Origin of the sequence: Occultella gossypii (assembly GCF_019947135.1) — a bacterium.
Taxonomy (GTDB): Bacteria; Actinomycetota; Actinomycetes; order Actinomycetales; family Beutenbergiaceae; genus Occultella; species Occultella gossypii.
This window is the reverse complement of the sequence record NZ_JAGSHT010000007.1, coordinates 39,725-64,302: the sequence shown is the minus strand read 5'-3', so window position 1 is coordinate 64,302 and position 24,578 is coordinate 39,725. Positions and strand designations below refer to the sequence as shown.

At 70.5% G+C, this 24,578-nt stretch carries 13 protein-coding genes; 6 read left to right on the top strand and 7 right to left on the bottom strand.

The features are described from left to right. Positions 1-12 precede the first annotated feature (12 nt). Positions 13-954: a helix-turn-helix domain-containing protein gene (locus KCQ71_RS06945; protein WP_223404244.1), complete on the bottom strand. Its 942-nt coding sequence runs from the start codon at positions 952-954 to the stop codon at positions 13-15. 408 nt (positions 955-1,362) lie between these two features. On the opposite strand from KCQ71_RS06945, the gene KCQ71_RS06940 reads away from it, so the two are divergent. After that, positions 1,363-2,013 carry a M15 family metallopeptidase gene (locus KCQ71_RS06940; RefSeq protein ID WP_223404242.1) on the top strand — a complete coding sequence of 217 codons (651 nt, stop codon included), beginning with the start codon at positions 1,363-1,365 and terminating at the stop codon, positions 2,011-2,013. Between the two features lie 60 nt (positions 2,014-2,073). Here the strand turns inward: KCQ71_RS06940 and KCQ71_RS27555 are convergent, their stop codons facing one another. Further along, on the bottom strand, positions 2,074-4,650 hold the full coding sequence (locus KCQ71_RS27555) for a winged helix-turn-helix domain-containing protein (RefSeq protein WP_223404240.1): 2,577 nt from the start codon (positions 4,648-4,650) through the stop codon (positions 2,074-2,076). A 383-nt stretch (positions 4,651-5,033) separates the two neighbouring features. Between KCQ71_RS27555 and KCQ71_RS06930 the strand changes: the two genes are divergently transcribed. From KCQ71_RS06930 to KCQ71_RS06920, 3 genes are all read left to right on the top strand, one after another. Next, positions 5,034-7,358, top strand: coding sequence for an arylsulfatase (locus KCQ71_RS06930; protein ID WP_223404238.1), 2,325 nt, complete (start codon positions 5,034-5,036; stop codon positions 7,356-7,358). A gap of 119 nt (positions 7,359-7,477) precedes the next feature. Then, on the top strand, positions 7,478-8,518 hold the full coding sequence (locus KCQ71_RS06925; protein ID WP_223404236.1) for a TIGR00341 family protein: 1,041 nt from the start codon (positions 7,478-7,480) through the stop codon (positions 8,516-8,518). After that, positions 8,515-15,975 carry a DUF5979 domain-containing protein gene (locus KCQ71_RS06920; RefSeq protein ID WP_223404234.1) on the top strand — a complete coding sequence of 2,487 codons (7,461 nt, stop codon included), beginning with the start codon at positions 8,515-8,517 and terminating at the stop codon, positions 15,973-15,975. Before KCQ71_RS06925 ends, KCQ71_RS06920 begins: the two co-directional genes overlap by 4 nt. Positions 15,976-16,065: 90 nt before the next feature. Here the strand turns inward: KCQ71_RS06920 and KCQ71_RS27550 are convergent, their stop codons facing one another. After that, a complete protein-coding gene (locus KCQ71_RS27550; protein WP_223404232.1) occupies positions 16,066-18,669 on the bottom strand; it encodes a winged helix-turn-helix domain-containing protein in 2,604 nt (867 codons plus the stop codon). 188 nt (positions 18,670-18,857) lie between these two features. Between KCQ71_RS27550 and KCQ71_RS06910 the strand changes: the two genes are divergently transcribed. Continuing rightward, complete coding sequence (locus KCQ71_RS06910) at positions 18,858-19,058, top strand: DUF8691 family protein (RefSeq protein WP_223404230.1); 201 nt, start codon at positions 18,858-18,860, stop codon at positions 19,056-19,058. Between the two features lie 115 nt (positions 19,059-19,173). Here KCQ71_RS06910 and KCQ71_RS06905 read toward each other — a convergent pair whose 3' ends face one another. After that, positions 19,174-19,950, bottom strand: a complete 777-nt coding sequence (locus tag KCQ71_RS06905) for a CYTH domain-containing protein (protein WP_223404228.1) — start codon at positions 19,948-19,950, stop codon at positions 19,174-19,176. A 234-nt stretch (positions 19,951-20,184) separates the two neighbouring features. On the opposite strand from KCQ71_RS06905, the gene KCQ71_RS06900 reads away from it, so the two are divergent. Next, complete coding sequence (locus tag KCQ71_RS06900) at positions 20,185-21,480, top strand: cation:proton antiporter (RefSeq protein ID WP_223404226.1); 1,296 nt, start codon at positions 20,185-20,187, stop codon at positions 21,478-21,480. A 21-nt stretch (positions 21,481-21,501) separates the two neighbouring features. On the opposite strand, the gene KCQ71_RS06895 is transcribed toward KCQ71_RS06900, so the two are convergent. From KCQ71_RS06895 to KCQ71_RS06885, 3 genes are all read right to left on the bottom strand, one after another. Continuing rightward, the gene (locus tag KCQ71_RS06895) at positions 21,502-21,705 is read right to left on the bottom strand and encodes a DUF8691 family protein (RefSeq protein ID WP_223404224.1); all 204 of its coding nucleotides are present in this window, start codon (positions 21,703-21,705) and stop codon (positions 21,502-21,504) included. A 117-nt stretch (positions 21,706-21,822) separates the two neighbouring features. Beyond that, positions 21,823-23,181 carry a chloride channel protein gene (locus KCQ71_RS06890; protein ID WP_223404222.1) on the bottom strand — a complete coding sequence of 453 codons (1,359 nt, stop codon included), beginning with the start codon at positions 23,179-23,181 and terminating at the stop codon, positions 21,823-21,825. A 73-nt stretch (positions 23,182-23,254) separates the two neighbouring features. After that, positions 23,255-24,535, bottom strand: a complete 1,281-nt coding sequence (locus KCQ71_RS06885) for a DUF2254 family protein (RefSeq protein ID WP_223404220.1) — start codon at positions 24,533-24,535, stop codon at positions 23,255-23,257. Between the last annotated feature and the right edge of the window lie 43 nt (positions 24,536-24,578).

The window sequence follows — 24,578 nt, the reverse complement described above, 5'->3', positions numbered from 1 at the left end:
CGCCTCGAGCGGTCAGGCCGAGGTGAGGACCGCGTCGGTCGCGGCGCGCCGATGGGAGCGGCGCCAGTCGCTGGGGGCGCTGCCGCTGTGCCGGCGGAACGCCCGACTGAAGCCCTCGTCCGAGTCGTAACCGAGCCCGAACGCGATCTCGCTGACGGGCCGGCCGGCCAGCAGCAATTCCTCGGCCCGGCGCATCCGGACGCCTGTGACGTACCGGGCCGGGGACTCACCGACACTGATCCGGAAGCGTTCCGAGAACTGTGAGCGGGACGCGTTCGCGACCCGGGCCAGGGCGGTCACCGTCCAGGGTGAGCCCGGCTCGGCGTGGATGGCCTCGAGGGCGCGGCGCAGCTGGGGATCGCGCAGCTGGGTGAGCCAGGTCCGCGCACTCGCACAGCCACGTTCCAACCAGGCTCGCAGCGCCGCGGAGACCACCAGGTCGATCAGCCGGTCGAGCACGGCCGGGCCACCGGGGCGGGCGCGGGCGAGCTCGGCGTCGATCATGCCCAGCAGGCCGCCGTAGGCCGGTTCGGCCAGCCGGAACCCGCAGCTGAACAGCACCGCCGGCATCAGGTCGGTGATGCGTTCGAACGGTGCCGCGGCCAGCGCGAGCGTGCCGGTGACCAGGCTCGCCCCGGCCGCGGCCGGCTCGGTGCGCACCTCGTACGCGCCGCCACGGGGCAGGAGCACGAAGTCACCCGGCTGCACCCGGACATCCCCGGTGGTCGCGATCGCGGACCCGGCAGCGGCCTCGACGGGCAGCCCGGGCAGCACGGCGGTGCCGGAGACCACGTACACGAACCGGACGCCCGCGCCGCGTACCCGGCGGGCGTGCCCGGGCATCAGCTGCAGCCGTTCGATCCCGCCCGCGGACCACCGCATCCGGCCCAGCAGTTCGTCGATGGCGGCCGCCTCGTCGGTGGAGATCGCGGCCGATGCCGGAGGTAGGCGCATATATCTGACAAGAAGGGTGTGGCGTGAATCATTCCCTCGGGTGGGCGTGACAGCCGACGTCGGGACCCGGCTCCGCCGCGATCAACCCCTGGTCTGATGCCGGCCCGGTCGGCCGCTGCCTATCCTGTGGCCATGGTGGACGGCGCAGGCCCGCAGACCGGGCCCCGTCCGGTACGCCCGAGGGCTCGATCGCGCTCCGGCTCGGCGCACGTGGTGCCGTTGCCACGTGCCGACACGGGTGGGTCCACCCGTGCCACGCGCCGCCCGGGCGAACAGGTCACGGCCCGGCGCGCGAGTACGGTCAGGGCGCAGTCGCCGACCCGGCCTGCGGCGTCCTCACGCGCACCTGCACCCGGGCGTGGCACGCAGCCGCGGCGCCCGCCCGCCGGCCGAGGGCACCGACCGGTCGTGGCAGCACGAACCGGCCGCGGAACTACGGCGGGGCGGACGGCGTCCCGCGCAGGCCGGCGCACTCATCGCCGCGTCCTGGCGGTACTGGGCGGCCTCGTGGTGCTCGCCATGGTGCTGGCCGGCGCGTACACGTTGCTGGCGAAGGGCTCCACGCCGGCACCGAACGGCCAGGCGGACGGCGCCGCGCAGGAGCAGTGGCCTGCGGACGGCGAACCGGCTCAGCAGGAGGACGCGCAGTCACAGTCGCAGGGCGAGCCTGCGGCGTCGGCCGCGGATTCCGACAACGGCCGGCTGGACCCGGCCACGCTCGTCCCGATCGACAGCGGCCAGGGCACCTACCTGCTCGTGGCCGAAGCGGCTGCCGCGTTCGAACAGGTTCGTGCCGCCGCGCTCGCCGCAGGGGTCGTGTTCGAGATCAACTCCGCGTACCGCACCTACGACGAGCAGGTCGCGCTGGCCGAACAACTCGGCACCCTCGACGAGGGCGGCACGGCCGCGGAGCCAGGGCTGAGCGAGCACGGCTGGGGCATCAGCGTGGACCTGACCCTCGATTTCGAGGAGCTGGGCTGGATGCGCGCGAATGCCGGCGACTTCGGCTTCACCGAGACGGTGGCCGCGGAGCCGTGGCACTGGACCTACACCGGCTGACGACGCAGCCGATGTGGGTCCTGGGTGGCCACGGCCGGACCGTGGCCCAAGACGACGCGGTCACAACAGTCCGCGGTCACGCCCCGCCCGGATCGCGGCGAACCGACCCGAGACGCCGAGCTTGCGGTACACGGAGCTGAGGTGCGTCTTGGTGGTGTTGATGCTGACCCCGCGGGCCGCAGCGATGTCCCTGATCGACAGTGGCGAAGGGAGATCGCGCAGCAGTTCGAGTTCTCGAGGGCTGAGGGTGTTGCTCGTAGCGGCACCGTCCTCTCCGACGCCGCGTAGCCGCGCGGTGTCGAGCAGGGCGGAGACGAAGGTGTCATCGTGGGCGAATCGCCCCTGGTGCTTGCGCAGCAAGGGCTCCATGTCTCCCCAGAGGTCGATGAACGGACGTCTGAAGTTCCGCGGCGCGGCGAGGGCGACGGCGCGCTCCAGGGCCTCGAACGCGAGGGCGTCGTTCCCCTGCCCCTCCTCCACCACCGCGGCCAGCACGTTGACCGAGACCCTGGTCGCCTCCTGATGCACCACGTGATCGTCGCGGAGCGCCACGGTGAGCAGACGGCGGGCCTCGGTCGACCGGCCACGTGCATGCCAGAGCTGCGCTCTCATGGCGAGCGCCTCGAGGCTGTTCGGCAGGAGCCTGTTGACCCGCTCCACGGCGTCGTCCGCCCAGTCGTGTTCGCCCACTGCGAGCGCGAGCCGTATCTCCTGGGGCGTGGCGTAGCCGATCAGTCCGGGGGAGACCTGCTCCGCATGCGGGCTCTCCCAGATCTCCCGGAACGTCGCGACCGCCCGGTGTCGGTCGGTGCCGGTCGTGGCCTCGAACGTGGCCAGTGCATGCATGCTCCGGACGCCGACCTCCACCTCCACATTGCCATGCTCCTCGAGCGCCCGGATCGCTTTGTCGGCGTACTCGCCGGCGCGCTCGTCCCCGACCTGGAACGCCGTCCACCCTGCGAGCAGGTAGGCGTAGGCGAGTCTGGGGGAATCGGCCCAGCCGCGAGGGACGGCATACTCGATCGCCTTGCCGGTCCACGACTGCGTCGCGGGGAAGTCGCACGCGGCCCCGGTGATCCCGGCCAACTGCGACAGCGTGGTGAGGACGACCTGGTCGTGGCCACCGGCGCGAGCCAGTTCCAGGGCCCGTTCGAGGTCGGCGGTGGCGCCCGCGTAGTCGCCGGTGCGCATCCGTGCGGGGCCACGCTGCACCAGGACGGTGAGGTCGATATCGGCGTCGCCGGAGAGTGGGCGCTCGAGGATGCCCGTGGCACGCAGCGCACGAGGCACGTCGCCGCCGAGCAGCGCACGATTGACGACGGCGGCCGCTCGTAGCGCCGCCTGCTGTGCGTCGTGCGGCGGGCCGAGTCCGGCTAGGGCGGCCAGTTGCTCGTCGGCGGCCGCGGCGTCGGACAGCTCGAGGGCGGCCAGCGCGGCGATCGTGACGACACCGGGGTCGTGGCGGACGGCCGGCGCGGAATGCGCGATCGTGTCCCTGACCGTGGGTGCGTGTCCGGAGAGGATCAAACGCACCCCACGGCTGCGGATCAGACCGGCGAGGAGGTCCGGGTCACGGGCACGCAGCGCGTGCTCGAACGCGACGACCGGTTCGTCGTGGTGATCGAACCACCGGGCGGCTGCCGCATGTTGACGCTGCGGCGCGTCAACGTCGCCCCGGGCCAAGGCGGCCGACAGGTAGTCACGCATGAGGCTGTGGTACCGGTACCAGGACGAGTCGCCCGACTGGACCACCAGAGCGTTCAGCCGGCAGAGGCGGTCGAGGATCCTGCCGGCGTCGGCGCGACCGGAGAGTTCGGCGGCCAGTTCGACCGACAGCTGCTCGGGCGCGCACGTGGCGAGGAGGAAGCTGAGAGTGTCGTCGGGCAGGTGTTGCACGACCTCCGTGAACAGGTAGTCGGCAACCTCGCGTCGATCGCCCTCGAACTGCGCGAGGAGCAGGCTCGGATCCGACGCCCCGGCGAGTGAGACCGCCGCCAGCCGGAGCCCGGCCGCCCAGCCCTCGGTGCGGGCGACCACGCGCGCGACGTCCAGCGGCGAGAGTGTGCTGCCCACCCGTTCGAACAGGTCGGACGCCTCGGACTCGGTGAAGGCGAGGTCCTCCGCACGCACGTCGTGGATCGCACCGGACAACCGGAGCCGGTGGAGGTTCAGGTCCGGCTCGTAGCGGCTGATCAGGACGACACCCAGGCCAGGCGGGAGGTCCGCGAGCAGCGCGTCCAGCCCGACCAGCACGTCCGGCGAGCGCAGCCGGTGCACATCGTCGAGGACCAGCCATCGGACCGGCTGACTCGAATCGAGCACCTCGGTCAGCGCAGTGATGAAGCGTGGCTCCACGCGTCCCCGAGGCGGGCTGAGCTGATCGAGCTCTTCGGCTGCGTCGGTGGGCGCGGCCTCGATCAGAGCGTCGATGAGCGCCGACCAGAACTCGTAGGGCCGGTCGTCGCTCTCGTCGAGGGCGAGCCAGGCGACCGCCTCGCCGCGATCCGATGCCCGGTGCGCCCAATCGACCACGAGCATGGTCTTCCCCGACCCGGCGGGGGCGCTGACGAGGGAAACCGCGCGCCTGCCGAGGTCCGTGGCTGCCAGGCGTTCCCGCGGGACGAAGGCGTCAGACACCCGGGGGACCCGGACCCGGGTCCGGGAGACGTACGCCCTGGCACCGGCCACCCCCTGCGCCGCGTGGCCAGGTGGCATTGCCCGCCGTGCGTCGCGCGAGCGCCGCAGTGGGCGCGCGCCAATGCTCCCAGCCTGCATGCTGGGAGCCTAGCGTCACGGCCGAATCTCGCGCCGATCCTGCGGTCGCGAGCCGAGCGTGTCATTGGGGCCCTGGTCACCGGCTCATCCAGATGGGGTGACGATCGCACCCAGGTCGAGGCAGACGATGGGCAGGACAGACGCCGTCCGGTCGGTTCCGATCGGTCCGATCGATGCGTGCAATGCCATCCGGGCGGCCCATGGTTCGGCGACGCGCTCGTCTCGGAGAGGGAAGGCCATCGGACATGGCAGCCAAGGAGTTCAACGGGGTCATCAACCTCGACGTCAGGGATTCGGTACCCGACTGGTCCCCGTACGAGTTGCCCAAGGCGCCGGACGGTGCCCCGAACGTACTGGTCGTGCTCTACGACGACACCGGGATGGCGTCGTGGACGCCCTACGGTGGCCGCATCGCCATGCCGACACTGGAGCGGCTCGCCGAGAACGGCCTGATCTACACCCAGTGGCACACGACGGCGCTGTGCTCGCCGACCCGTTCCTGCTTCCTGACCGGGCGCAACCACACCAGGAACGGGATCGCCTCGCTGATGGAATCCACCAACGGATTCCCCGGAAACTCGGGCCGCATCCCGGAGGACTGTGCGACCATCGGGCACATCCTGCAGGACAATGGCTACAGCACCTTCTGGCTGGGCAAGGACCACAACGTGCCCGAGCAGGACAACGCCGCCGGTGGCAGCCGCCGGCAGTGGCCGCTCCAGCTCGGCTTCGACCGCTTCTACGGCTTTCTCGGCGGCGAGACCAACCAGTGGTACCCGGACCTGTGCGAGGACAACCACTACATCGAGCAGCCCTACACTCCGGAGGAGGGGTACCACCTCTCCAAGGACCTCGCCGACCGGGCGATCAAGATGGTCCGGGACCAGCAGGCGTCGAACCCGTCCAAGCCCTGGTACATGTGGTTCTGCCCCGGGGCCAACCACGCGCCGCACCATGCTCCCCAGGAGTACATCGACAAGTACAAGGGCGCTTTCGACGACGGCTACGACGCCTACCGCGAGTGGGTGCTGGCGCGGATGGTGGAGAAGGGCGTCCTGCCGGCGGGCACCGAGCTGACCCCGTTCAACCCGATCGGCGCCGACCAGGCCAACCCAGCCGACTACGTCAAGCCGTGGGACTCGCTCCGCGCTGACGAGAAACGGCTGTTCGCCCGGATGGCGGAGGTGTTCGCCGGCTTCAGCGAGTACACCGACGCCCAGGTGGGCCGTGTCATCGACTACCTGGAGGAGACCGGTCAACTCGACAACACGATCGTCTTCTACTGTGCCGACAACGGCGCGTCCGGCGAGGGTTCACCGGACGGATCGGTGAACGAGAACAAGTTCTTCAACAACTATCCCGACGATCTCGCCGAGAACCTGACCCAGCTGGAGAACCTCGGTGGCCCGGAGACCTACAACCACTACCCGACGGGTTGGGCGGCCGCATTCAGTACACCGTTCCAGATGTTCAAGCGGTACAGCCAGTACTCCGGCGGTACCTGCGACCCGCTGGTGATCCACTGGCCGAAGGGCATCAAGGCGCGTGGCGAGATCCGGCATCAGTACCACCACGTCACCGACATCGTGCCGACGATCCTCGACCTGGCCGGGCTGGAGATGCCGGACGTGTATCGGGGTGTGGCACAGGCTCCGCTGGCCGGTGTGTCGATGCGCTACAGCTTCGACGACGCGGACGCTCCGACCCGGAAGAAGCGCCAGTTCTACTCCATGATCGGAACCCGCGGGCTGTGGGAGGACGGCTGGAAGGTCGCGGCCACCCATGCGCCGATCACCGGCAAGGGACACTTCGAGGACGACGAGTGGGAGCTCTACCACGTCGACGAGGACCGGTCGGAGTCGACGAACCTGGCCCACGAGTATCCGGCGAAGGTCGAGGAGCTCGTCGCGTCCTGGTTCGCCGAGGCAGAGGCGAACAACGCGCTCCCGCTGGACGACCGCACCGCGATGGATCAACTTACTCTCGACCGCCCCACCTCCGAACCGCCGCGGACCAGGTTCGTCTACTACGCGGGCACCAGCGCGGTCCCGGAGGGCGTGGCCGTGAACGTGCGCGGTCGGTCCTACAAGATCATCGCGGACGTCGACATCAGTGCGGACGCCGAGGGCATCATGTTCGCGCACGGTTCCCGCTTCGGTGGGCACGCCCTGTTCATCACGGACCGGAAGTTGCACTACGTCTACAACTTCCTCGGGATCCCACCGGAGCAGACCTTCGTCTCGGACGTGCTCACTCCCGGACCACACGCGCTCGGGATGGAGTTCGTCCGCGAAGGAGCTGGACCGAACAAGGAGTCGGTCGGCAGCACGAGGCTCTACGTCGACGATCAGGTCGTCGCGGAGGGACCGATGCGGGCCCAGGTCGGAAAGTTCACGCTCTGCGGCGACGGGCTCTGCGTCGGCTTCGACAGTGCCGACTCCGTCAGCCGCTCGTACCAGGCTCCGTTCGCCTTCACGGGCGGCAAGATCCTCGGCGTTGCGATCGACGTCAGCGACGAGAGCTATCTCGACCTCGAGACCGAGGCCATGGCGGCGCTGGCCCGCGACTGACCTCGCCGAGCGCTCACCCAGGGCGGGTGATGTCGGCCCAGAACGTGGCTCCTACGTTGAAAATCTCACCGACAGAATCCGTGCGCCCGCGCGTGGACCGAGTCCGGAAGGGGCAGACGATGAAGGCACCGGTCGTCGACACGGGTGAGCGCCGCCCGCGCCGCCTCGTCGACGCGCTGGTGCCGCACTCGCAACGCCGCGACCCGGCGACCGTCGCCGACAGGCTCGACCTCGACGGCGGAGACACCCGTGCGAAGCGCTCCGCATTCTGGGTGATGCTGGTCCTGGCCGGTGTGATCGCGGTGTGCGGCGTGGTGACGGACTCCACCGCGACGGTGATCGGCGCGATGATCATCGCACCGCTGTCCACACCGATCCTCGGGATCGGGCTCGGCATCGTCGTGGGGGATCGCTCGGCGATCCTGCGGTCGGTCGGCTACGTCCTGGGTGGCATTGTCGTCGTGGTCGCGCTCGGCCTGCTGGTGACGCTGGTCCTGCCCGCAACGACCGGGGTTGCCGGCAACTCGCAGGTCACCGGGCGGACGGCGCCCGGCGTCGGTGACCTCGTCGCCGCGTTCGCCACCGGGTTCGCGGGGGCCATCGCGCTCACCCGGCGCGACCTCGGAGACATCCTGCCGGGCATCGCGATCGCGATCTCGCTCGTCCCACCGCTCGGCGTGGTCGGCGTCTGCCTCGGCGTCGGCCAGCCCGCTCTGGCCGCCGGCGCGCTGCTCCTCTTCGGATCGAACGCCGTCGCGCTCGTCGTCGCGGCCACGGTGGTCTTCTCCGCCGTCGGGTACGGCGCGCGGGCGCGTGCCGTGCGGGGCACGGCCGGAGCCCGACGGCGTCGCTCGACGACACTGGTCGCTCTCGTTGCGGTCCTGGTCGTCGCGGTCCCGATGGTGGCGAACTCTGTGCAGGCACTGCTCGCCGACCTGTGGCTGCGCCAGGCCGGGGCGGCCGCGCAGGAGTGGGTGGAGGGGGTCGACGACGCCGTCGTCGAGGACGTGTCCTGGCTCGGCCAGGACCTCGTCGTCGAGGTGCGCAGTCCCGGCGAGTTGCCCGACATCGCACCGCTTGTTGACCAGGTGGACAGTCTGGTTCCTTGGGAGCCGCGGGTCATCGTCGTCCACACCGTGGGGGAGAGGGTCGAGCCATGACCGACCGGACACTGCAATCACGACCGGGGACGGACCTGCGCCGGCGTCGGCTCACCTGGGCCGGGCTGGTCACAGCCCTTCTGGTGCTGCCGTTCTCGCTCGTGCCGGCGCTGCCGGCCTTCGCGGCGACCTGGGGCATCCAGAAGGTCGAGACGAGCACTGGGCCGTACGAGCCCGGTGACGAGGTGCTGTGGTTCGTCACGGTGTCCTGCTCCGACCCGAACGCCGAGCCGTGTACCCCGACCACGCTGACCGACCCGCTGCCCGACGGACTGGAGCTCGTCAGTGCCTCGATCCAGAGCCAGGCGGGCGCGACCAACGGTGAGCTGGTCGCGGACACCGATACGGACACGGTGACCTACACGGCTGACAGCGTCACGAACGGTGGCCAGGTGCAGATCCTCGTGACCGCGCAGGTCGACCCGGACCTGCCGTTCAGCGCGGACGGCGTGCCGATCACGAACACCGCGACGGTGGTCTCGGACAACGCGACCGAGCAGTCGGCCTCCGACGACATCGTGCCGGTGGTGCCGCTCGTCCTCGACTCCGAGACGACGAAGTCCATCGAGCCCGAGGGCGCCCTCGCCGAGCCTGGCACGGCCGCGACGATGAACCTGGGTGCCACGAACACCTCGAACGACCCGGTGGACACCCTCGTCATCCAGGACCCGGTCGACCCGACGGCCACGCCCAACCCGTTCACCTACCTCGAGTACACGGGCACCGGTGACATCGCCATGCCGCCGAACGCGGACACGGTCACGCAGGAGTACTGGGACGGGACCCAGTGGCTACCCATCGACGACACGGTCGACCCGGCGGACGTGCAGGGCGTGCGGTACACCTTCAGCGGTGACATCCAGCCCGGCGCGACGGCCACGATCCCGGTCGGGGTGCAGCAGAACGATGCCGTGACCGAACTCACCGAGGCGACGACGGTCACGAACGACACCTCCTCCTATGTCATCCACGGTGACGGCGAGTCGACACCGACGACCGCCTCCGACACCTACGTCATCACGCCACCGAACAACTCGGTCGAGGCGAGCAAGAGCTTCGACCCGGCCACGGTGAGCGCCGGCGACCCGACGACGGTGACCCTCGGCGCGACCAACACGGGCACCGCGGTGACGTCGATGACCATCACCGAGCCGGACCCGGGGACTGCGAGTCCGTTCGAGGGGGACGACCCGCTCACGTTCACCGGCTTCGGCCCCGCCGGTGACGGGACCGGGGTCACGTGGCCGACCGGTGCGACGGCGGCGACCGTCACGTTCACCTGCGCGGACGGGACCACGCCCAGCCAGGAGACCACCACCGTCAACACCCTGCCGAACCCGCCGCCCGACTGCGTCGTCGAGGGCTTCTCGGTCGAGTTCACCGGAGACCTCGTCAACGGTGCCTCCGCCACGATCCCGTTCACCGCCGACACCGACCCCGACCAGACACCCGACGACGTCACCCACCCCAACACCATCGCGGCCGACGTCCCGAACGCAGGCACCACCGCATCGGCCGACCTCGTCACCCTGGTCGACCGCCTGGCGACCGACACGACCAAGGTGATCTCGCCGTCGACCATCCCGGCTGTCCCAGGCCAGAGCGTCATCGTCCAGCTGCCGACGCAACTGCTGCCGTTCGGACCGGACGGGTCGACCACGAACGCCGACCAGGTCGTGATCTCCGACCCGACGGACCCGGCGAACCCGACCGACTTCTGGGACCACTTCCTCCCTACCTCCGTGCGCAGCACGGACGTGCCGGCTGGCGCGATCCTGACCATCAACTACTGGAACGGGACCGCGTGGGTCCCGGCGCCGACGCCGGAGTGTGGTCCGTTCACCGGGGCGGCCACCGTCAGTTGTGACCTGCCCCCTGACGCCCAGGGCGTGCAGTTCGTCTTCGACTCGACCGGCGACGGGTTCCCGCCCGGCACCCAGTTCCAACCGAACTTCGTCGCCGAGTTCACCGGCCCGACGACGCAGGACGACCCGCTCACGAACTGCGGCGCCTCAAGCGCCTCCTCCGGGACGGTCGATCCGACCGAGCCCGCGCAAGGGTGCGCGACCGTCGACCCGTTCCCCGTTGACGGTGAGGGCGACATCGACTCGATCGACAAGACGTTCCTCGGTGACGCGCCGGTGTCCGTGCTCGCCCGTTCGGACGACCGGGTGACCGCGCAGCTGACCTGGTCCACCAGCGGCTTCTCCGGCGTCGACCCGATGGTGCTGTCCGACATCGCCGACCCGGAGACCACCGCGATCGAGGACTCCTTCTACGACGCGTTCGACCTCGTCCGTGTCGAGGGGATCGATGCGTCGGTCGACCCGCTCATGCAGTACGACCGGGTCGTGGGAGTCGAGCTGTTCATCGACGGCGCCTGGGTCCCGGCGATCAACGATCCGTGCCCGTGTGACGGCTCGATGCCCGGCTTCGACCTCGAGCCCGAGGAGCAGGAGGATGCCACCTCGGTGCGGGTCACCTACACCGAGTCCGAGAACCGTGGCACCGACGACCCGCTCGCACCGCAGCCGGGTGACGGCGTGGCGCGCTCCACCCAGGCCGACGGGCGGCACCTGAACCTCACCTTCGAGGTGCGGGACTACCGGCGCGGCGCCCCGACGGAGCCGGTACTCGGATCCACGAACGGCACGATCTACAACACCGCCGACCCGGGTCTTGTCAACGACACGGCCCGTGCCACCGGCACCTTCGAGGGCAACGACTACACCGACACCGACGGCGACGACGTGCTGATCCTGGACCAGCCGCTGAACGTGACCGTCGCCAAGGACTGGACCGGTGGCCCGATCTCGGTGCCACCGCCGGATACCCCCGTCGAGGCCTACCCCTCGACCGTCGTCACGATCACCGGCACGAACGCGTCCGCGGCGAAGGTCGACCAGCTGCGCCTGGTGGAGCCCGGCGCGCCGGACTCCGGTGACGTCCAGACCGGCGAGGGCACGTCCCCGTTCGACGTGTTCACCCTCACCGGGCTCGATCTGACGCCGCCCGCCGGGGCGACGTCCACGACCGTCACGCTCACCGCCGTCGACGGCTCGACGGCGCAGTTCGACGAGGCCGGAGCCGAGGCGCTCACCGCGGCGGACCTGGTGGACGTGGTCGGCGTCGAGGCCTCCTACGACGGGCTCGTCATGCCGGCCGCAACGGGGAGCATGGATCTGACGCTGCAGCTGCGGGCCGCGGACCGCTACACCGAGGTCCCGATCTATGGCGACGCCGGCACGATCGTCGTCGATGAGAACCCGGTGCCGAACGGCGCGGTCGCGACGATCGACGACCCGGGCGGTACCCCCGAGGACGTGCGGCTTGCGTACGACGACGCGGCGATGCCGCTGCAGGTCGCCGGGATCGATGTCGTGGTCGGGAAGTCGTTCGACCCGGCGCAGATCGTCGAGCCGGGCACCGGCCCGGTGACGATGACCCTGACCGGTCAGCCCGTCGGGCCCTCGCGAGCCGTGGAGATGGTGCTCGAGGACAGCGATCCGCAGTTCTGGAACTCCTACGACTTCGTTGCCTTCGACGGCGCCACGCTGACTGCGCCCATCGAGCAGGTCCTGGTGGAGGCCTACACCGGGGGTACCTTCACCGAGGGTCCCGACGGCGTGGTCGTCGGCGGGGGCCAGTGGGTCGGCGGCGACGGTGAGCCGTCCGCGACCTTCGCCCTGCCCGACGGCGTCGCCCCCGAGGATGTCCAGGGCCTGCGCTTCACCTTCAGTCGTACCGACGGTTCGATCTGGGAGAACCCAGCCACGCCGGTCCAGTCGGTGCCGATCTCGGTGGAGCGCCGCGAGGACATGCGCACCGGTGGTCCGGTGCTCACCGACCTCGAGGGCAACGAGCCCGCACCCGGGGAGACCGCCCCCGGGGTGACGAGCAACACCGTGGACGGCGTCGTCACCGGGGCGGACCTGGTCGTCGACCCCGACACGGGTGACCTCGTGCCGGTCTCGGCCAACGCCGATGCGGCCGCACAGATCGTCTACGCGCACGCGACCAACGCCGTCGAGATCGTCAAGGACTTCGACGGCACGATCACCGGCGGCACTCAGCCGCCTGCCGCCGTCTTCCCGATGAACATCACGGTCACGAACACCGGTAGCCGGCCGATCTTCGATCTGGTGGTCACGGACCCGATGCCGACGGACGCCGGCGGGGGGCAGCTGGTGCTGGCCGACGTCGAGGAGCCCTTCTCGTACGCGCTCGCCGGCGACCCGCCGGACCCGGCCAGCGGCGACCCGCTGCCGACCGATCCGGCCGACGTGACGGTCGATCAGGTCGGTGATCTCGAGTCGCTCACGTTCTCGTTCCCCGACGGGACGGCGTTCGAGGTGGGGCAGACGTACACGATCACCGTCCAGGTCCAGTTCCGGCTCGGGCTCGAGGCCGGCGCCCTGGTCGAGAACACGGCCGGCGTCACGGGCGACCGGCCGTGGGATGCCTGCGTGAGCCGGCTCAACCCGGCCACCGGCGTCTGCGAGGCCGACTCCGACGTGACCACGGTGCCGGCCGCCGTGCTCGCTCAGTCCAAGTATGTGCGCGCCACCGCCGACGACGAGCTCGACGTCATGATCGACCCCGCCGCACCGGACCAGGACGTGGAGTGCATCCCGGACGCCGACGGGTTCTATGCCTACCCGTGCACGCCGGTGATCATCCCCGGTCACGACGAGACGTGGCGGATCGAGGTGGACAACGTCGGCAACCTGCCGATGAACAGGGTGGTCCTCTACGACCGGCTTCCCACCCCGGGCGACACCGGCTCGTTCGCGGACTCGCCTCGCGGTTCGCAGTGGGAGACGCTGCTCTCCTCGGCATCGGTGCCGACGCTCGCCGTCGGGCCGGCCGGGGCGGCGTTGAGCCTCTACTACACGACCGTCGACGACTACTGCATGGACGACCTGACCGACCCGATCAACCGGCCCTGCCCGGTGGACCCGACCACCGGCTGGGCCGAGCTGGGTGAGGACGTCGACCAGGCCACTCTGGATGCGATCACTGCCGTACAGATAGTCATCGACTTCCCAGAAGGGGCCCTCTTCGTCCCCGGCGAGTTCATCGCTCTGGACTTCGAGACGACCACGCCGCCCGAAGTCCAAGAGGCCGGTGGCCGTTCGATCGCCTGGAACTCCACCGCCGCCGCCGCCGTCGTGGTGACCGCGGACGGCACGGAACTCCCGCTGCTGCCCACCGAGGGCACGAAGGTCGGCGTCGCGACGGCCTCCGGCCCGCTCTCGGTGCTCAAATTCGTGATCGGGCCCGCCGCAGGGGACGCGCCGGAGACGCTGCTGCTGTTCGTCCAGTGCACCTCCGCGATCGGCACCCCCGTCGAGACAGTGCTCGACCCGATCCCCATCACGGTGACCGCGGGCGTTCCGGTGACCGTGCCGAATCTCCCGTACGGGGCCGAGTGCACCATCACCGAGGACGGTACGAACGGGCAGACCGAGCTCATCGTCGGCACCGTGACGATCGACAGTGAGGATCCGGACGACCCGACCACCATCGTGGCGGTCAACAGGTACGAGGTCGCCGGAATCGACGTCTCGAAGGATGTCGTCACCGACGCCGTGGACGCGGACGGCGAGCCGGTGCCGTTCGGGCCGTTCGAGGTCACCGTCGAGTGCACGTTCCTCGGCGACCCGGTCTACGCCGAGGGCTATGGTCCGGACGACCCGATGGTCCTCCCGATCGAGGACGACGAGACCGTCCATCTGGACGGGTTCCCCGTCGGCAGCGAGTGCACGGTGACGGAGACCGGGACCGGCAACGCATCCGCGGTCACCATCCTCGTCACGCAGGGTGACGCCGAGCCGGTCCCGACGGACGGTCCGTCGACCGAGATCACGCTCGTGACCGACGCCGACGACGGCACGACGGGCAACGACGTGGTTCTGACCAACATCTACGACGTCGGCCAGCTCGACCTCGTCAAGGTCGTCGCCGGCGACGGTGCGCAGGCCTACGGGACCGGACCGTTCGTGCTCGCGGTGCAGTGCACCTTCGACGATGACGGCGACGGCTCGGGCGAGCCCCGAGTCGTCTACGACGCCACGGTGGTGCTCGGCGCGGCCGGCCCGCTGGAGGCGCAGATCGCGAACCTGCCCACCGGAGCCGTGTGCGCGGTGACCGAGACCGACGACGGCGGAGCGACCTCCAGCGTGGTCGAGCCGAGTTCGGTGACGATCGGGTCCGCGGACACCGTCACCGTCACGGCCACGAACACCTTCGACGTGGGCTCGATCGTGCTGGACAAGGTCGTCGACGGCGACGGCGCCGACCTCTACGGCGACGGGCCATTCACGGTCACGCTCGAGTGCACCTACGAGGATGAGCCCGTTGCGATCCCGGGCGGCGCGGAACGGGAGATCACCCCGGGCGCGCCGGTGGGCGTCGACGGCCTGCCGGTGGGTGCCGAGTGCACGGTCACCGAGACCGACGACGGCGACGCGACCGGTACCTCGATGACCGTCACCGTGGCCGGCGAGGAGCCGGTGCAGACGGGCGGCACGAGCGCCGAGGTCATCGTGCCGCCGGTCGACCCCGGTGGCGAACCCACCGCCGTCGGCATCGTCGCGACGAACACATTCCAGCTGGGTTCGATCCAGGTCGACAAGCTCACCGAGGGGGACGGTGCCGATCTCTACGGCGCGGGTCCGTTCGGGGTCACGCTCGAGTGCAGCTTCGACGGCGAGTCCGTCGAGATCCCGGGCGGCGCGGAGCGGGAGATCATGCCGGGCACGCCAGTGCTCTACGAGGAACTCCCGGTCGGCGCCGAGTGCGCCGTCACCGAGACCGGGACCGCGGGGGCGACGAGCACGGTGATCGCACCCGAGGGCGGCGCGGTCACGGTCCCGGCACCGGCGGAGGGCGACGAGGAGCCCGCGGTCGCGACCGTAACCGTCACGAACGTCTTCGACCTCACCTCGCTCGAAGTCGTCAAGGAGATCGACGGCGACTGGGCCGCGAGCGGTTCGGACGGCCGGTTCGAAGTGACGCTGACCTGCACGTGGATGGTCGACGGCGTCGCGACGGACCTTGAGATCCCCGGCGGTCCGGCGCGGGTTCTGCAAGCCCCCGATGACGTGGTCGCCACCTACGCGGATCTGCCGGTCGGTGCGGACTGTGAACTCACTGAGACCGTGACCGGCGAGGCGGACGACACGTCGATCGTCGTAGAGATCGACGGCACCGAGCCGGTCACCACGACCGGCACCACCGTGGTGGTCCCGTTGACCGGCACGACGGCGCCGGGCCAGGCCCAGGTGACAGTGACGAACGCGTTCGACCCGGTACCGCCGCCGGCGCCCGGCCCTGCGGACCCGCAGATCCCGGCGACCGGTTCGGACGCCGGCTGGCTGGCCGGTGCAGCGCTCCTGCTGATCGGTGCGGGCGTGTTCCTGGTGATTGCGCGGCGTCGCCGGAGCACGGTCTGACGGACGCGGCCCGCACCGGGGCCTGACCCTGGTCCACCCGGACATCACCGGGCGAGGTCCGTGCCTCCGCGAGCAGCCCGCGGTCCCGGTTCAGAGCAGGCCGGACTGCCGGGCGGCGTCGACGGCCTCTCGCCTGGTCGCGACGCCGAACTTCCGGTACACGGCCCGTACGTGCGTCTTCACGGTGTTGATGCTCACCACGTGCGCGTCGGCGATCTCCCGCAGGGACAGCATCGAGGGCAGGTCACGCAGCACGGCTAGTTCCTTGCCCGTGAGGGCCAGCCCGGTGCCACCCTCGGGGTAGGGCCGGGTGCTCGCGAAGTTCAGGATCTCGGCGACGAAGCCCTCGTGCCGCCCGAACCGTCCGCGACCGCGCAGGAGGAGGTTCCGGACCGACGGGGCGGCGTCCAGCAGGCACCGCATCAGGTGGCCCTGTTCGGCGACCCGGAGCGCGTCGAGGAGCGCCTCGTGGCTGTGCGCCGGCCGGCCCGCCTCGTCAGCGAGGTGTGCCGTGATCGCCGAGGCGACCACCGCCGTCCGGGATGTCAGGAACGTCCGGTTCCCAACCCGATCGAGATCCTCACGAGCGGCGGCCCCGTGCCCGGAGTAGACGTGCCGCATCGCCTTGAACACCTCGACATCCGGAGCTTGGGGGATGACGTCCGCGGCGCGGCGGACGACCGAGCCGGCCAGATCCACCTCATGGCAACGCAGTGTCACCATCAACTCGAAGCATGCGAACGCCGCTACGGCGGCCGGCGGGAGCGACGTCCAGAGGGCGTTGAACGCTTGGATGTCAGCGATGGTGCCCAGGTCCAGGCCGGCCTCCGCCGCACCGACGGTCAGGTCGTAGATGCACGCGGCCGCCGCGGCGCTGAGCGGGTCCGCGTCCGGGTCGGCCATCTCGACCGCCATGCGAGCGTGGTGCGCAGCGCTCACGTCGTCGCCGCGCTGCCATTCGGCGAGGGCGAGTTCACCGTGCAACTGCGCCAGTCGAGGGGAGCGGTACCAACCCCGGCGGTCCGCGAGCTCGATCGCTTCGGACGCGTGGGCCCGGACGCTGCCCAGGTCGGAGCGGAACGTGGCGACCGCGCATTTCGCACCGAGCGTTCGGAACAGCAGGAAGTCCAGCCCACGGGCGCGACTGATCCGGGCGATGGAACTCGCCGTCGTCGCTGCGGCGTCCAGGTCGCCGAGCATCGCCAGCGCCATGCTGGCCAGAGATCGGCCCAGCAGGACCAGGTCCGGGTCCCGACCGGCTTCCGTCTCCAGGGCCGCGAGCGCGCCGGTCACCTCGTCCGGCCCGAGCGGCCGGTTCCGTGCCGAGGCGAGCAGGGCGATGGCTCGGTAGGCCGCTCGCCGGGTGGGTTCGTCCGTGGTCGTGTCCAGGACGGCGAGATCCAGTTCCGCTGCCGCGAGATTATCGTCGAGCACGGCCGTCAGAGCCGCGGCTCCGGCGACGGCAGGACGGGTCTGCAGCCAGGCGGGCAGGGACCGGAGGATCTCCCGCATGGCCTCAGGTCCGTCGGTGACGGCGATGCGCACGCACGACTCCGCGGTCAGCGACTCCGCTCGCGACCAGTCGGCGGCGGTGATGGCGTGACGGATGGCGCCCCGGATATCGCCCGCCGTCTCGAACCAGTCGATCGTCGCCACCTGGTGACGGCGGTGCCGGCTCTCGTCACGGCGTTGGGACTCGGCACGGAGATAACTGCGCAGCAGGGGATGGAGTTCGTACCAGTCCGGCTCGTCGCGCACCGTGCGGACCAGGGCGTTGCTCACCACCAGTTCCTCGAGCAGACCGCCGGCATCGCAGCGTCCGGTCAGGACCCGGGCGAGATCGAGGTTGATCCGTTCGGCCACTGACACGTCGAGCAGGAGTTCGATGCGGTCCTGCGGGAGGCTGGAGAGCACCTCGGTGACCAGGTAGTCGGCCACGGTCCGATCCGTGCCCGCGAAGTTCCGTACGAAGGTCGATCGATCGCGCCGGCTGCCCATGGCCAGCGCGGCGAGCCGCAGGCCTGCGACCCAGCCGTCGGTACGGGCCAGCAACGTGCCGAGATCGCCCTCGCCGAGGCCGATGCCATCGGCCACCATGAGCATGCGCGCCTCGTCGCGGTCGAATGCGAGGTCGGCGGACCGGTACTCGTGGGCAGAACCGTTCAGCAGCGAGGTCGAGAGGAGCCCGTGGGGGGTGTGCCGGGCGCCGATGGCGAAGCGCAGCAACGGCTGGGCGAGCGACAGGAGGCCGGCGAGGTGACGGCGGGCCCCGGCCCCGGACCACTCGTGAGCGTCGTCGACGCACACCCATACCGGCGTGGGCAGGTCCAGCTGGGTCGGACCGGGACTGCCCGACCCGTGCAACGCGTCTCCGAGCACGCTCGCCAGTTCGCTCGACATCCCGGTAGGGAGCGATGCCGCTTGGATCGCGGCGAGGAGGTTCGGCCAGAGGCCGCCGGCTCCGCACGTGTGGGGTGCGGGCAGGCTGAGCACGTTGTCGCCCTGCGCCCGTCGGGCATCGAGCAACTGGTCGAGCACCGTCGTCTTGCCCGACCCGGCGGGTGCGATCAGCGCGACGATGTTCGATGCGCCCGCCAGGTCGGCCGCGATGCGCGCGAGCAACCGGGTCCGTTCGACCCGAGTCGGAGCCGTGTGCGCAGTGGTGGTCGTCGATGTCGTGTTGATCGTGGTCACAGCGTTCCCCTCCGTGCGACATTGCGTTTCCCACGACACATCAAATCGGTGTGCGGGATGGGGTCGCCAGCGTTCTCGACCGCGCTCGGGCTCTTTCACCCCCGAGGGGTGAGGGAACGGTCGCGTCGGCGCGGCACCGTGGGAAGTCGACGGGCTCATGGGGAATCGGGCACTGATGGAGGTGGCACGTGAGATACGAGTTCATGGTCGCGGGCAGCGTCTCCGAGACGGTCGAGGCCGCCTTCCCGGAGCTGACCGTGACGAAGTCGGCGGCAGGAGGCACGTCGATGTACGGCCCGGTCGACGACGACGCCCGCGTCCGTGAGTTGCTGGAGCGTTTTGACGACCTCGGCATCTCCGTGGTGGAGATGCGGCGGCTACCTGACTGAGCCCGCGCGGCTCAGCTGAACGACGGCCGCGCGGTGGCACCGCCGGACCCATGCCTGCGCGCACGAGACCCGTACCGCGTGCTTGCGGCCGTTCAGCAGCCCGGCCGAACGCGGTTCATTCGGGGCCGGTGCCGAGCAGTTCGGCAGAGAAGAACTCCAGCGCCGTCTTGGTCTTGGTCTGCTGGGCGCCGCTGAGGGGAATGCCCTTGCTCTCCAGGAACTGCCGGGCCTCGAGCCCTACCATCACTCCTTCGCCCGGCAGGCACTTCGTCGAGAGCTCGAAGACGCGCGAGCCGTCCGGATACAGCCAGACCTCGACCACCAGACGGCGCGAGAACGCGTCCGGACGCACCTTGAGCTTGAGCACGAAGATCGGGCCGAGGACGGACAGGTCGTCGATCGCCAGACCATCCGGGGCGTGCGCGGCGAGGAAGGCCCGTTGCTCCTTGGAGAACAACTTGTGTAGCGGCAGTTCGCCCACCACGGCCTGCCGCACCCGGGGCGCCGTGAGCACGTGCTTCATCGAGGCGGAGCACACATAGCCGCCAGGCATCACGTCCACCTCGACGCCGAGGTTCTCGGACGTGCGCACGTCGTCGGGCAGTTCCGAGGGCACCACCGGACGGAGCTTGATCACGGAGTCGTCGCCGCGTCCCTGGACCCGCCGCGCCCGCGCGACCACCCCCGCCTGGTTCAGCCTGAGATCGGGGGTGTCGAAGAAGAAGACCTGGCGGATCTGTGCCTCGAGCGGATCCACACCGAGGGCAGCCGCCGACTGTCGGTACGACGAGCCCGGCACCGTCAGCTTCAACTCGATGCTGTCGGCATCCTTCACCAGATCGAGAACGTGGATCAGGTCCTCGCTCAGCAGCCGTGGGCTCTCGGTCTTCATCTCGTCAACCCTGACCTTCCGCGCGCCGACGGTCGGGCGTGGCAACCCATCACGTCTGGCGCGGGCGGCGTGACAATGTCATCCAACGCCGTCGGTGGCGGCTGGGCTTCACCCAGGCTGCATGATCTGGATCCGGGTGCGGCCGCCCTCACACGGACTGGGTGACGCACTCTCGTGACGGTGGGCCTACGGTGCGAGGATCCCGGACCAACACCGGGCGCGCACGGAGGAGTGATGGGCTCGAGTGACGAGGTCGCGGGCATCGCGGTCCCGCTCCTGATCGTGGCGTCGGTGCTGGCCTACGCGATCACGGCGCGGCGGCTCGAGCGAGTGGGCATCACGGCGGCGATGGTGTTCGTGGCGATCGGTGTGGTGCTCGGCGAGTCCGGCACCGCGATCGTGCCCGTGGACCCGGACGCGCCGTGGTTGCTCTCCGTCGCCGAGATCACCCTGGCGCTGCTGCTCTTCTCGGATGCGGCTCGGCTACGACTGCGGGAGGTCGGCGGTGATCCGCGACCGGTGGGCCGCCTGCTGTTCATCGGACTTCCGCTCACCGTCGTCGCCGGGACGCTGCTGGCGTTCGCGGTGTTCCCCTCGTCGGGCTGGGCCGTCGCGGCCCTGATCGCGGCGCTGCTGGCGCCCACCGATGCGGCACTGGGTGCCGCCGTCGTCAGCGATGTCCGGGTGCCGGCCCGGGTACGCCGCCTGCTGAACGTGGAGAGCGGGCTCAACGACGGCCTGGCGACGCCGGTGGTCACGGTCCTGATCGCGGTGGTCGCCGCTCAGGCCGGCCTGCTCGGGGACGAGAGCTGGGAGGTACGCGCGCTGTGGTCGCTGACGATCGGTGTCCTGGTCGGCGTGGTGGTCGGCGGTGGGGGAGGCGTGGTCCTGCGCTCGTGCCGGCGCCGCGGTTGGACGTCGCCGCTGTCCGAGCAGGTGGCAGCCCTCGCGCTGGCGTTGCTGAGCTATCTGGGGGCGACGGCGGTGGTTGCGAACGGCTTCGTCGCCGCCTTCGTCGGTGGGATGGTGATGGCCGCGGCGTTGGGATCCGAGGAGGCCGGCGCGGACCTGGAATACACGGAGACGTCTGGCCTGCTGGCCTCGTACGTGGTCTGGCTCGCGTTCGGTGCCGCGATGGTCGGTCCCGCACTGTCCAGGGCCACGATCGGCACCGTGCTCATCGCGGTGGGCGCGCTGACCGTGGTCCGGATGGTCCCGGTCGCGATCGCCATGGTGGGCCGCGGATGGTCGATCCCGACCATCGCGTTCGTCGGCTGGTTCGGTCCGCGCGGGCTCGCGACGGTCATCTTCGCCCTCATCGCCCTGGAGTCACTGGGGGCCTCGGCGCTCTCGGACCATCTGCTCGACATCGCGGCCGTCACGGTGCTGGCATCGATCCTCGTGCACGGGTTCAGTGCCGGGCCGCTCGCCGCTCGCTACGGGAGGTGGGCGGCTGGGCGGTCGGCCACCTCTCCCGAACTCGTCGAGGTGGCTCCGGCCCCGCGGCGGCGCCTGGACCTGCACTCCTGAGCCGCCGGCCCTGCACGACCCTCACGAGCCGGGATCGACCTTCCGCAACTCGCGGATCAGCAGGCCGGCCTGCGCCAGGGCACGAAGGAGTCCGGCGAGGGCGGCGACGTCAGGGACGCGGCACCGCAGGATCGTGTCCGCGCCCGATTCGACGGCGGTCACGTCACCGAGTCCGGCCACAACATCGGCCCGGATGCTCCCGCGCACCCGGATGTCGTAGAGCATGGCTCCTCCTCGGCGCTGATCGATGCTGCCCGCCCCAGGTTCCGCCGTCGGGGAGCCGACCACCTCATACGAATCGGACGATCGCGAGCCCTCCGGGGGTGGCCCATCCTCGACGTTTCACGAAGGCTGAACCTGCGTTCGCCCGACGGCGCCGGGTGCGGCGGGACCGGCCGCCGTCCCCGCCCGGGCCAGGTACGCCGTCAGGACGTGGGCCACGACGACGGCGACGATGACGAGCGGCATCAGGGCGAGACCCTGCGACAGCAGCAGAGTGGCCAGCAGGACCGAGACCAGTGGCATCCGCAGCATCACCACGCACATCGCGGCGATCCCCATCGCCGCACCGGCCACCGTGGGCAGGCCGGGCAGATGCGAGAGCGCCACCCCACCTGCCGCGCCGAGGAACATCCCGGGGAAGACCGGACCGCCCCGGAACGCACCCAGCGAGAGGGCGTACGCCAGGCCCTTGAACACCATGAGCAGGACCAGTGTCAGGACCGAGTAGTCCGCGGCCTGCAACAGGAGCGGACCGAGCGCCAGTTCGCCGGAGAACAGCACGGCGGTGGGAGCCTCACCGGTCAGCGCCGCGTACGCGATCGCCAGGCCCGCGATTGCCAGCCCTACCACCGAGGTACCGAGCACCGGCCGGGAACCCACCCGATCCCGCACCACCCGGGCCAGTCGTTGGATCGCCAGCCCGAGGAAGGGCGCCATCAACCCGATGCCGACGGCCCAACCGAACTGGACGACGTCCGGGCGGACGTACTCGGGCAGACCGGGGATGGCCAGTGAGGCGGTGCCGAGGCCGGTCAGGGAGCCGAGTCCGATGATCACCAGCGCCCCGATCCCGGCGGCGAGCAGGCCGGGCAGCATCATCAGGCCGAGCACGGTGCCACCCACCGCGGCCGCCTCCATCACCAGGAACGCGCCCAACAGCGGGGAACCGAGCAGCAGGCTGATCGCGGCGAAGCTCCCCGCGGCCCCCACCACGGCAACGGCCTGGACGTCGTGTCCACGCCGGAACGCCTCAGGCGCGCGCGCGGCCAGGCCCGCGCCCAGCGCGATCAGCGGCGCCTCCGGGCCCACCACCGCGCCGAGTCCGAGGCTCGCCACCGTGGCCAGGACGATTCCGGGAAGCTCCCGCAATGGGGGCGGGGGACCCGCATGGAAGCCATCCGCCGGCGAGTCTCCACCGCGGCCCGGCAGGTATCGCACGGTCAGGCCCACGAGCAGTCCGGCCAGCACCATCGGCGCCACGGGCCACCAGATCGGTGTCTGCCCGAACCCGACGGCGGCCGGTAGGTCCTCGTAGACCCAGTGCTGCAGCCGATGCACCAGTTGCATGTATCCCCAGGCCACAGCGGAGATCGGCACACCTACGGCCGCGGCCATCAGGAGGATCTCGAGGTAGCGGCGTGAATGGAGGGATGGAAGGGTCGGGGCGCTCGGCCCGTCCTGGGCGTTGGGTGCGTGCATCCGAACTCCCTTGGCCAGTCCCCAGGATCCCGACCGGTCGGCCCTGCGTCATCGTCCAGGCTGGGTGAGCAGTTCAGCGGTCGGCGTGCTCGGTGGTGGCGCCGAGTCCCTGACGGTCGCTGCGGCCTGCTCGGGCGCGGTCCGTGGGCGAGGGGAAGGACCTCTCGACGGCGGCCCTCAGTTCGGCTCGGTGGCTCTCCACGGCCGGCCGCCGTTCGGGCCCGACGGTGGTCTGCAAGTGGTCCAGCAGCGCGGCCAGGCGTCGGCAGACCTGCAGGTCGGTGGCTCCGTAATGCAGGATCTCAGCGAGGCCGAGGTCGAGATACTCCTCCCAGGGCCGTCCTGGGATGACGACACGGGCGACGCCGGCGTCGTCGGCCAGCACATGCCTGGCGGGCAGTTCCTGCTGCCCCGCCGCGATCAGGAACGACTCGATGTAGTCCATGACCTGGACGGCGGTCGTCGGATCGTTGAATGCCGAGGAGAGCGCCCGGGCCGCGATGTCCACGAGCACCCGCAGGGCGAACGCCGGGTCCTGTTCGATGGTCCGCTCCAGCCCGAGGACCACGCAGCGCTCCAGGTCCACGGCCCGTGGGACGCCAGGTCCGTACACCTCGAAGATCGTCGAGCCGGCCGGGACGAAGGTGCCCACCGCCGGAACGAGCATCACGGTGCATCCGGCTCGCCCTGCCAGCGCCAGCAGTCCGCGAGCATCGAGACCTTGGAGCACGCCATCCGCCGGGGTGCGCACGACCAGGACCGGATCCCCTTTCATGGTGGCGTCCAGGTGCGGCCGGGTCACTGGCAGGGCGGTGTCCGCCTCGCGTCTTCCGGCTGTCAGCACGAGGGCCGCCACCGCCACCGGGCGCAGGTGCTGCGTGAACCTGTCCAGGTACACCAGGAGCAGCACGAGACTGGTGAGGCAGAGGATCCCGGCCAAGGTGACGCCCAGATCGGGTACCGACCCGTCGTCAACCCGGCGCAGGTTGGTGAACGCGAACGTGAACGTCCCGGTGAACGTCCCCAGGACCACTTTCTGCAGCCGCTGCCGGTACCACAGCCGCATGAACCGCGGCGAGAGCACAGTGGTGGCTTGCTGCACCACGACCACGCCGATGGTGACCACCAGGCCGAGCAGGCCCACCATGGCCCCGGCGATGGTGGTGAGCACGGTCGTCGCGGTACCCGGGTCGTACTGCAGGCCGACGGGTGTCGTCACGATGGCGTCGATACGGGCCGTGCCCATCCCGAGGAGTGCACCCAGCAGCGCGCACGCCAGGGGCAGGACCCACAAACTGTCCTTCAGGTAGGACCTCGTGCGGAACCGGGCCCGCCAGGACCGGGGTGCAGCCATGATCCGACACGCTAGGGAGGTCCGGTTCCCGGGACCTCATCCC

What these genes read in the sequence shown, in the direction of transcription:
- KCQ71_RS06945 (WP_223404244.1), bottom strand. Translation starts at nt 954, where the DNA reads ATGCGCCTACCTCCGGCATCGGCCGCGATCTCCACCGACGAGGCGGCC.
- KCQ71_RS06930 (WP_223404238.1), top strand. Translation starts at nt 5,034, where the DNA reads ATGGCAGCCAAGGAGTTCAACGGGGTCATCAACCTCGACGTCAGGGAT.
- KCQ71_RS06925 (WP_223404236.1), top strand. Translation starts at nt 7,478, where the DNA reads ATGAAGGCACCGGTCGTCGACACGGGTGAGCGCCGCCCGCGCCGCCTC.
- KCQ71_RS06920 (WP_223404234.1), top strand. Translation starts at nt 8,515, where the DNA reads ATGACCGACCGGACACTGCAATCACGACCGGGGACGGACCTGCGCCGG.
- KCQ71_RS06905 (WP_223404228.1), bottom strand. Translation starts at nt 19,950, where the DNA reads ATGAAGACCGAGAGCCCACGGCTGCTGAGCGAGGACCTGATCCACGTT.
- KCQ71_RS06900 (WP_223404226.1), top strand. Translation starts at nt 20,185, where the DNA reads ATGGGCTCGAGTGACGAGGTCGCGGGCATCGCGGTCCCGCTCCTGATC.
- KCQ71_RS06895 (WP_223404224.1), bottom strand. Translation starts at nt 21,705, where the DNA reads ATGCTCTACGACATCCGGGTGCGCGGGAGCATCCGGGCCGATGTTGTG.
- KCQ71_RS06890 (WP_223404222.1), bottom strand. Translation starts at nt 23,181, where the DNA reads ATGCACGCACCCAACGCCCAGGACGGGCCGAGCGCCCCGACCCTTCCA.
- KCQ71_RS06885 (WP_223404220.1), bottom strand. Translation starts at nt 24,535, where the DNA reads ATGGCTGCACCCCGGTCCTGGCGGGCCCGGTTCCGCACGAGGTCCTAC.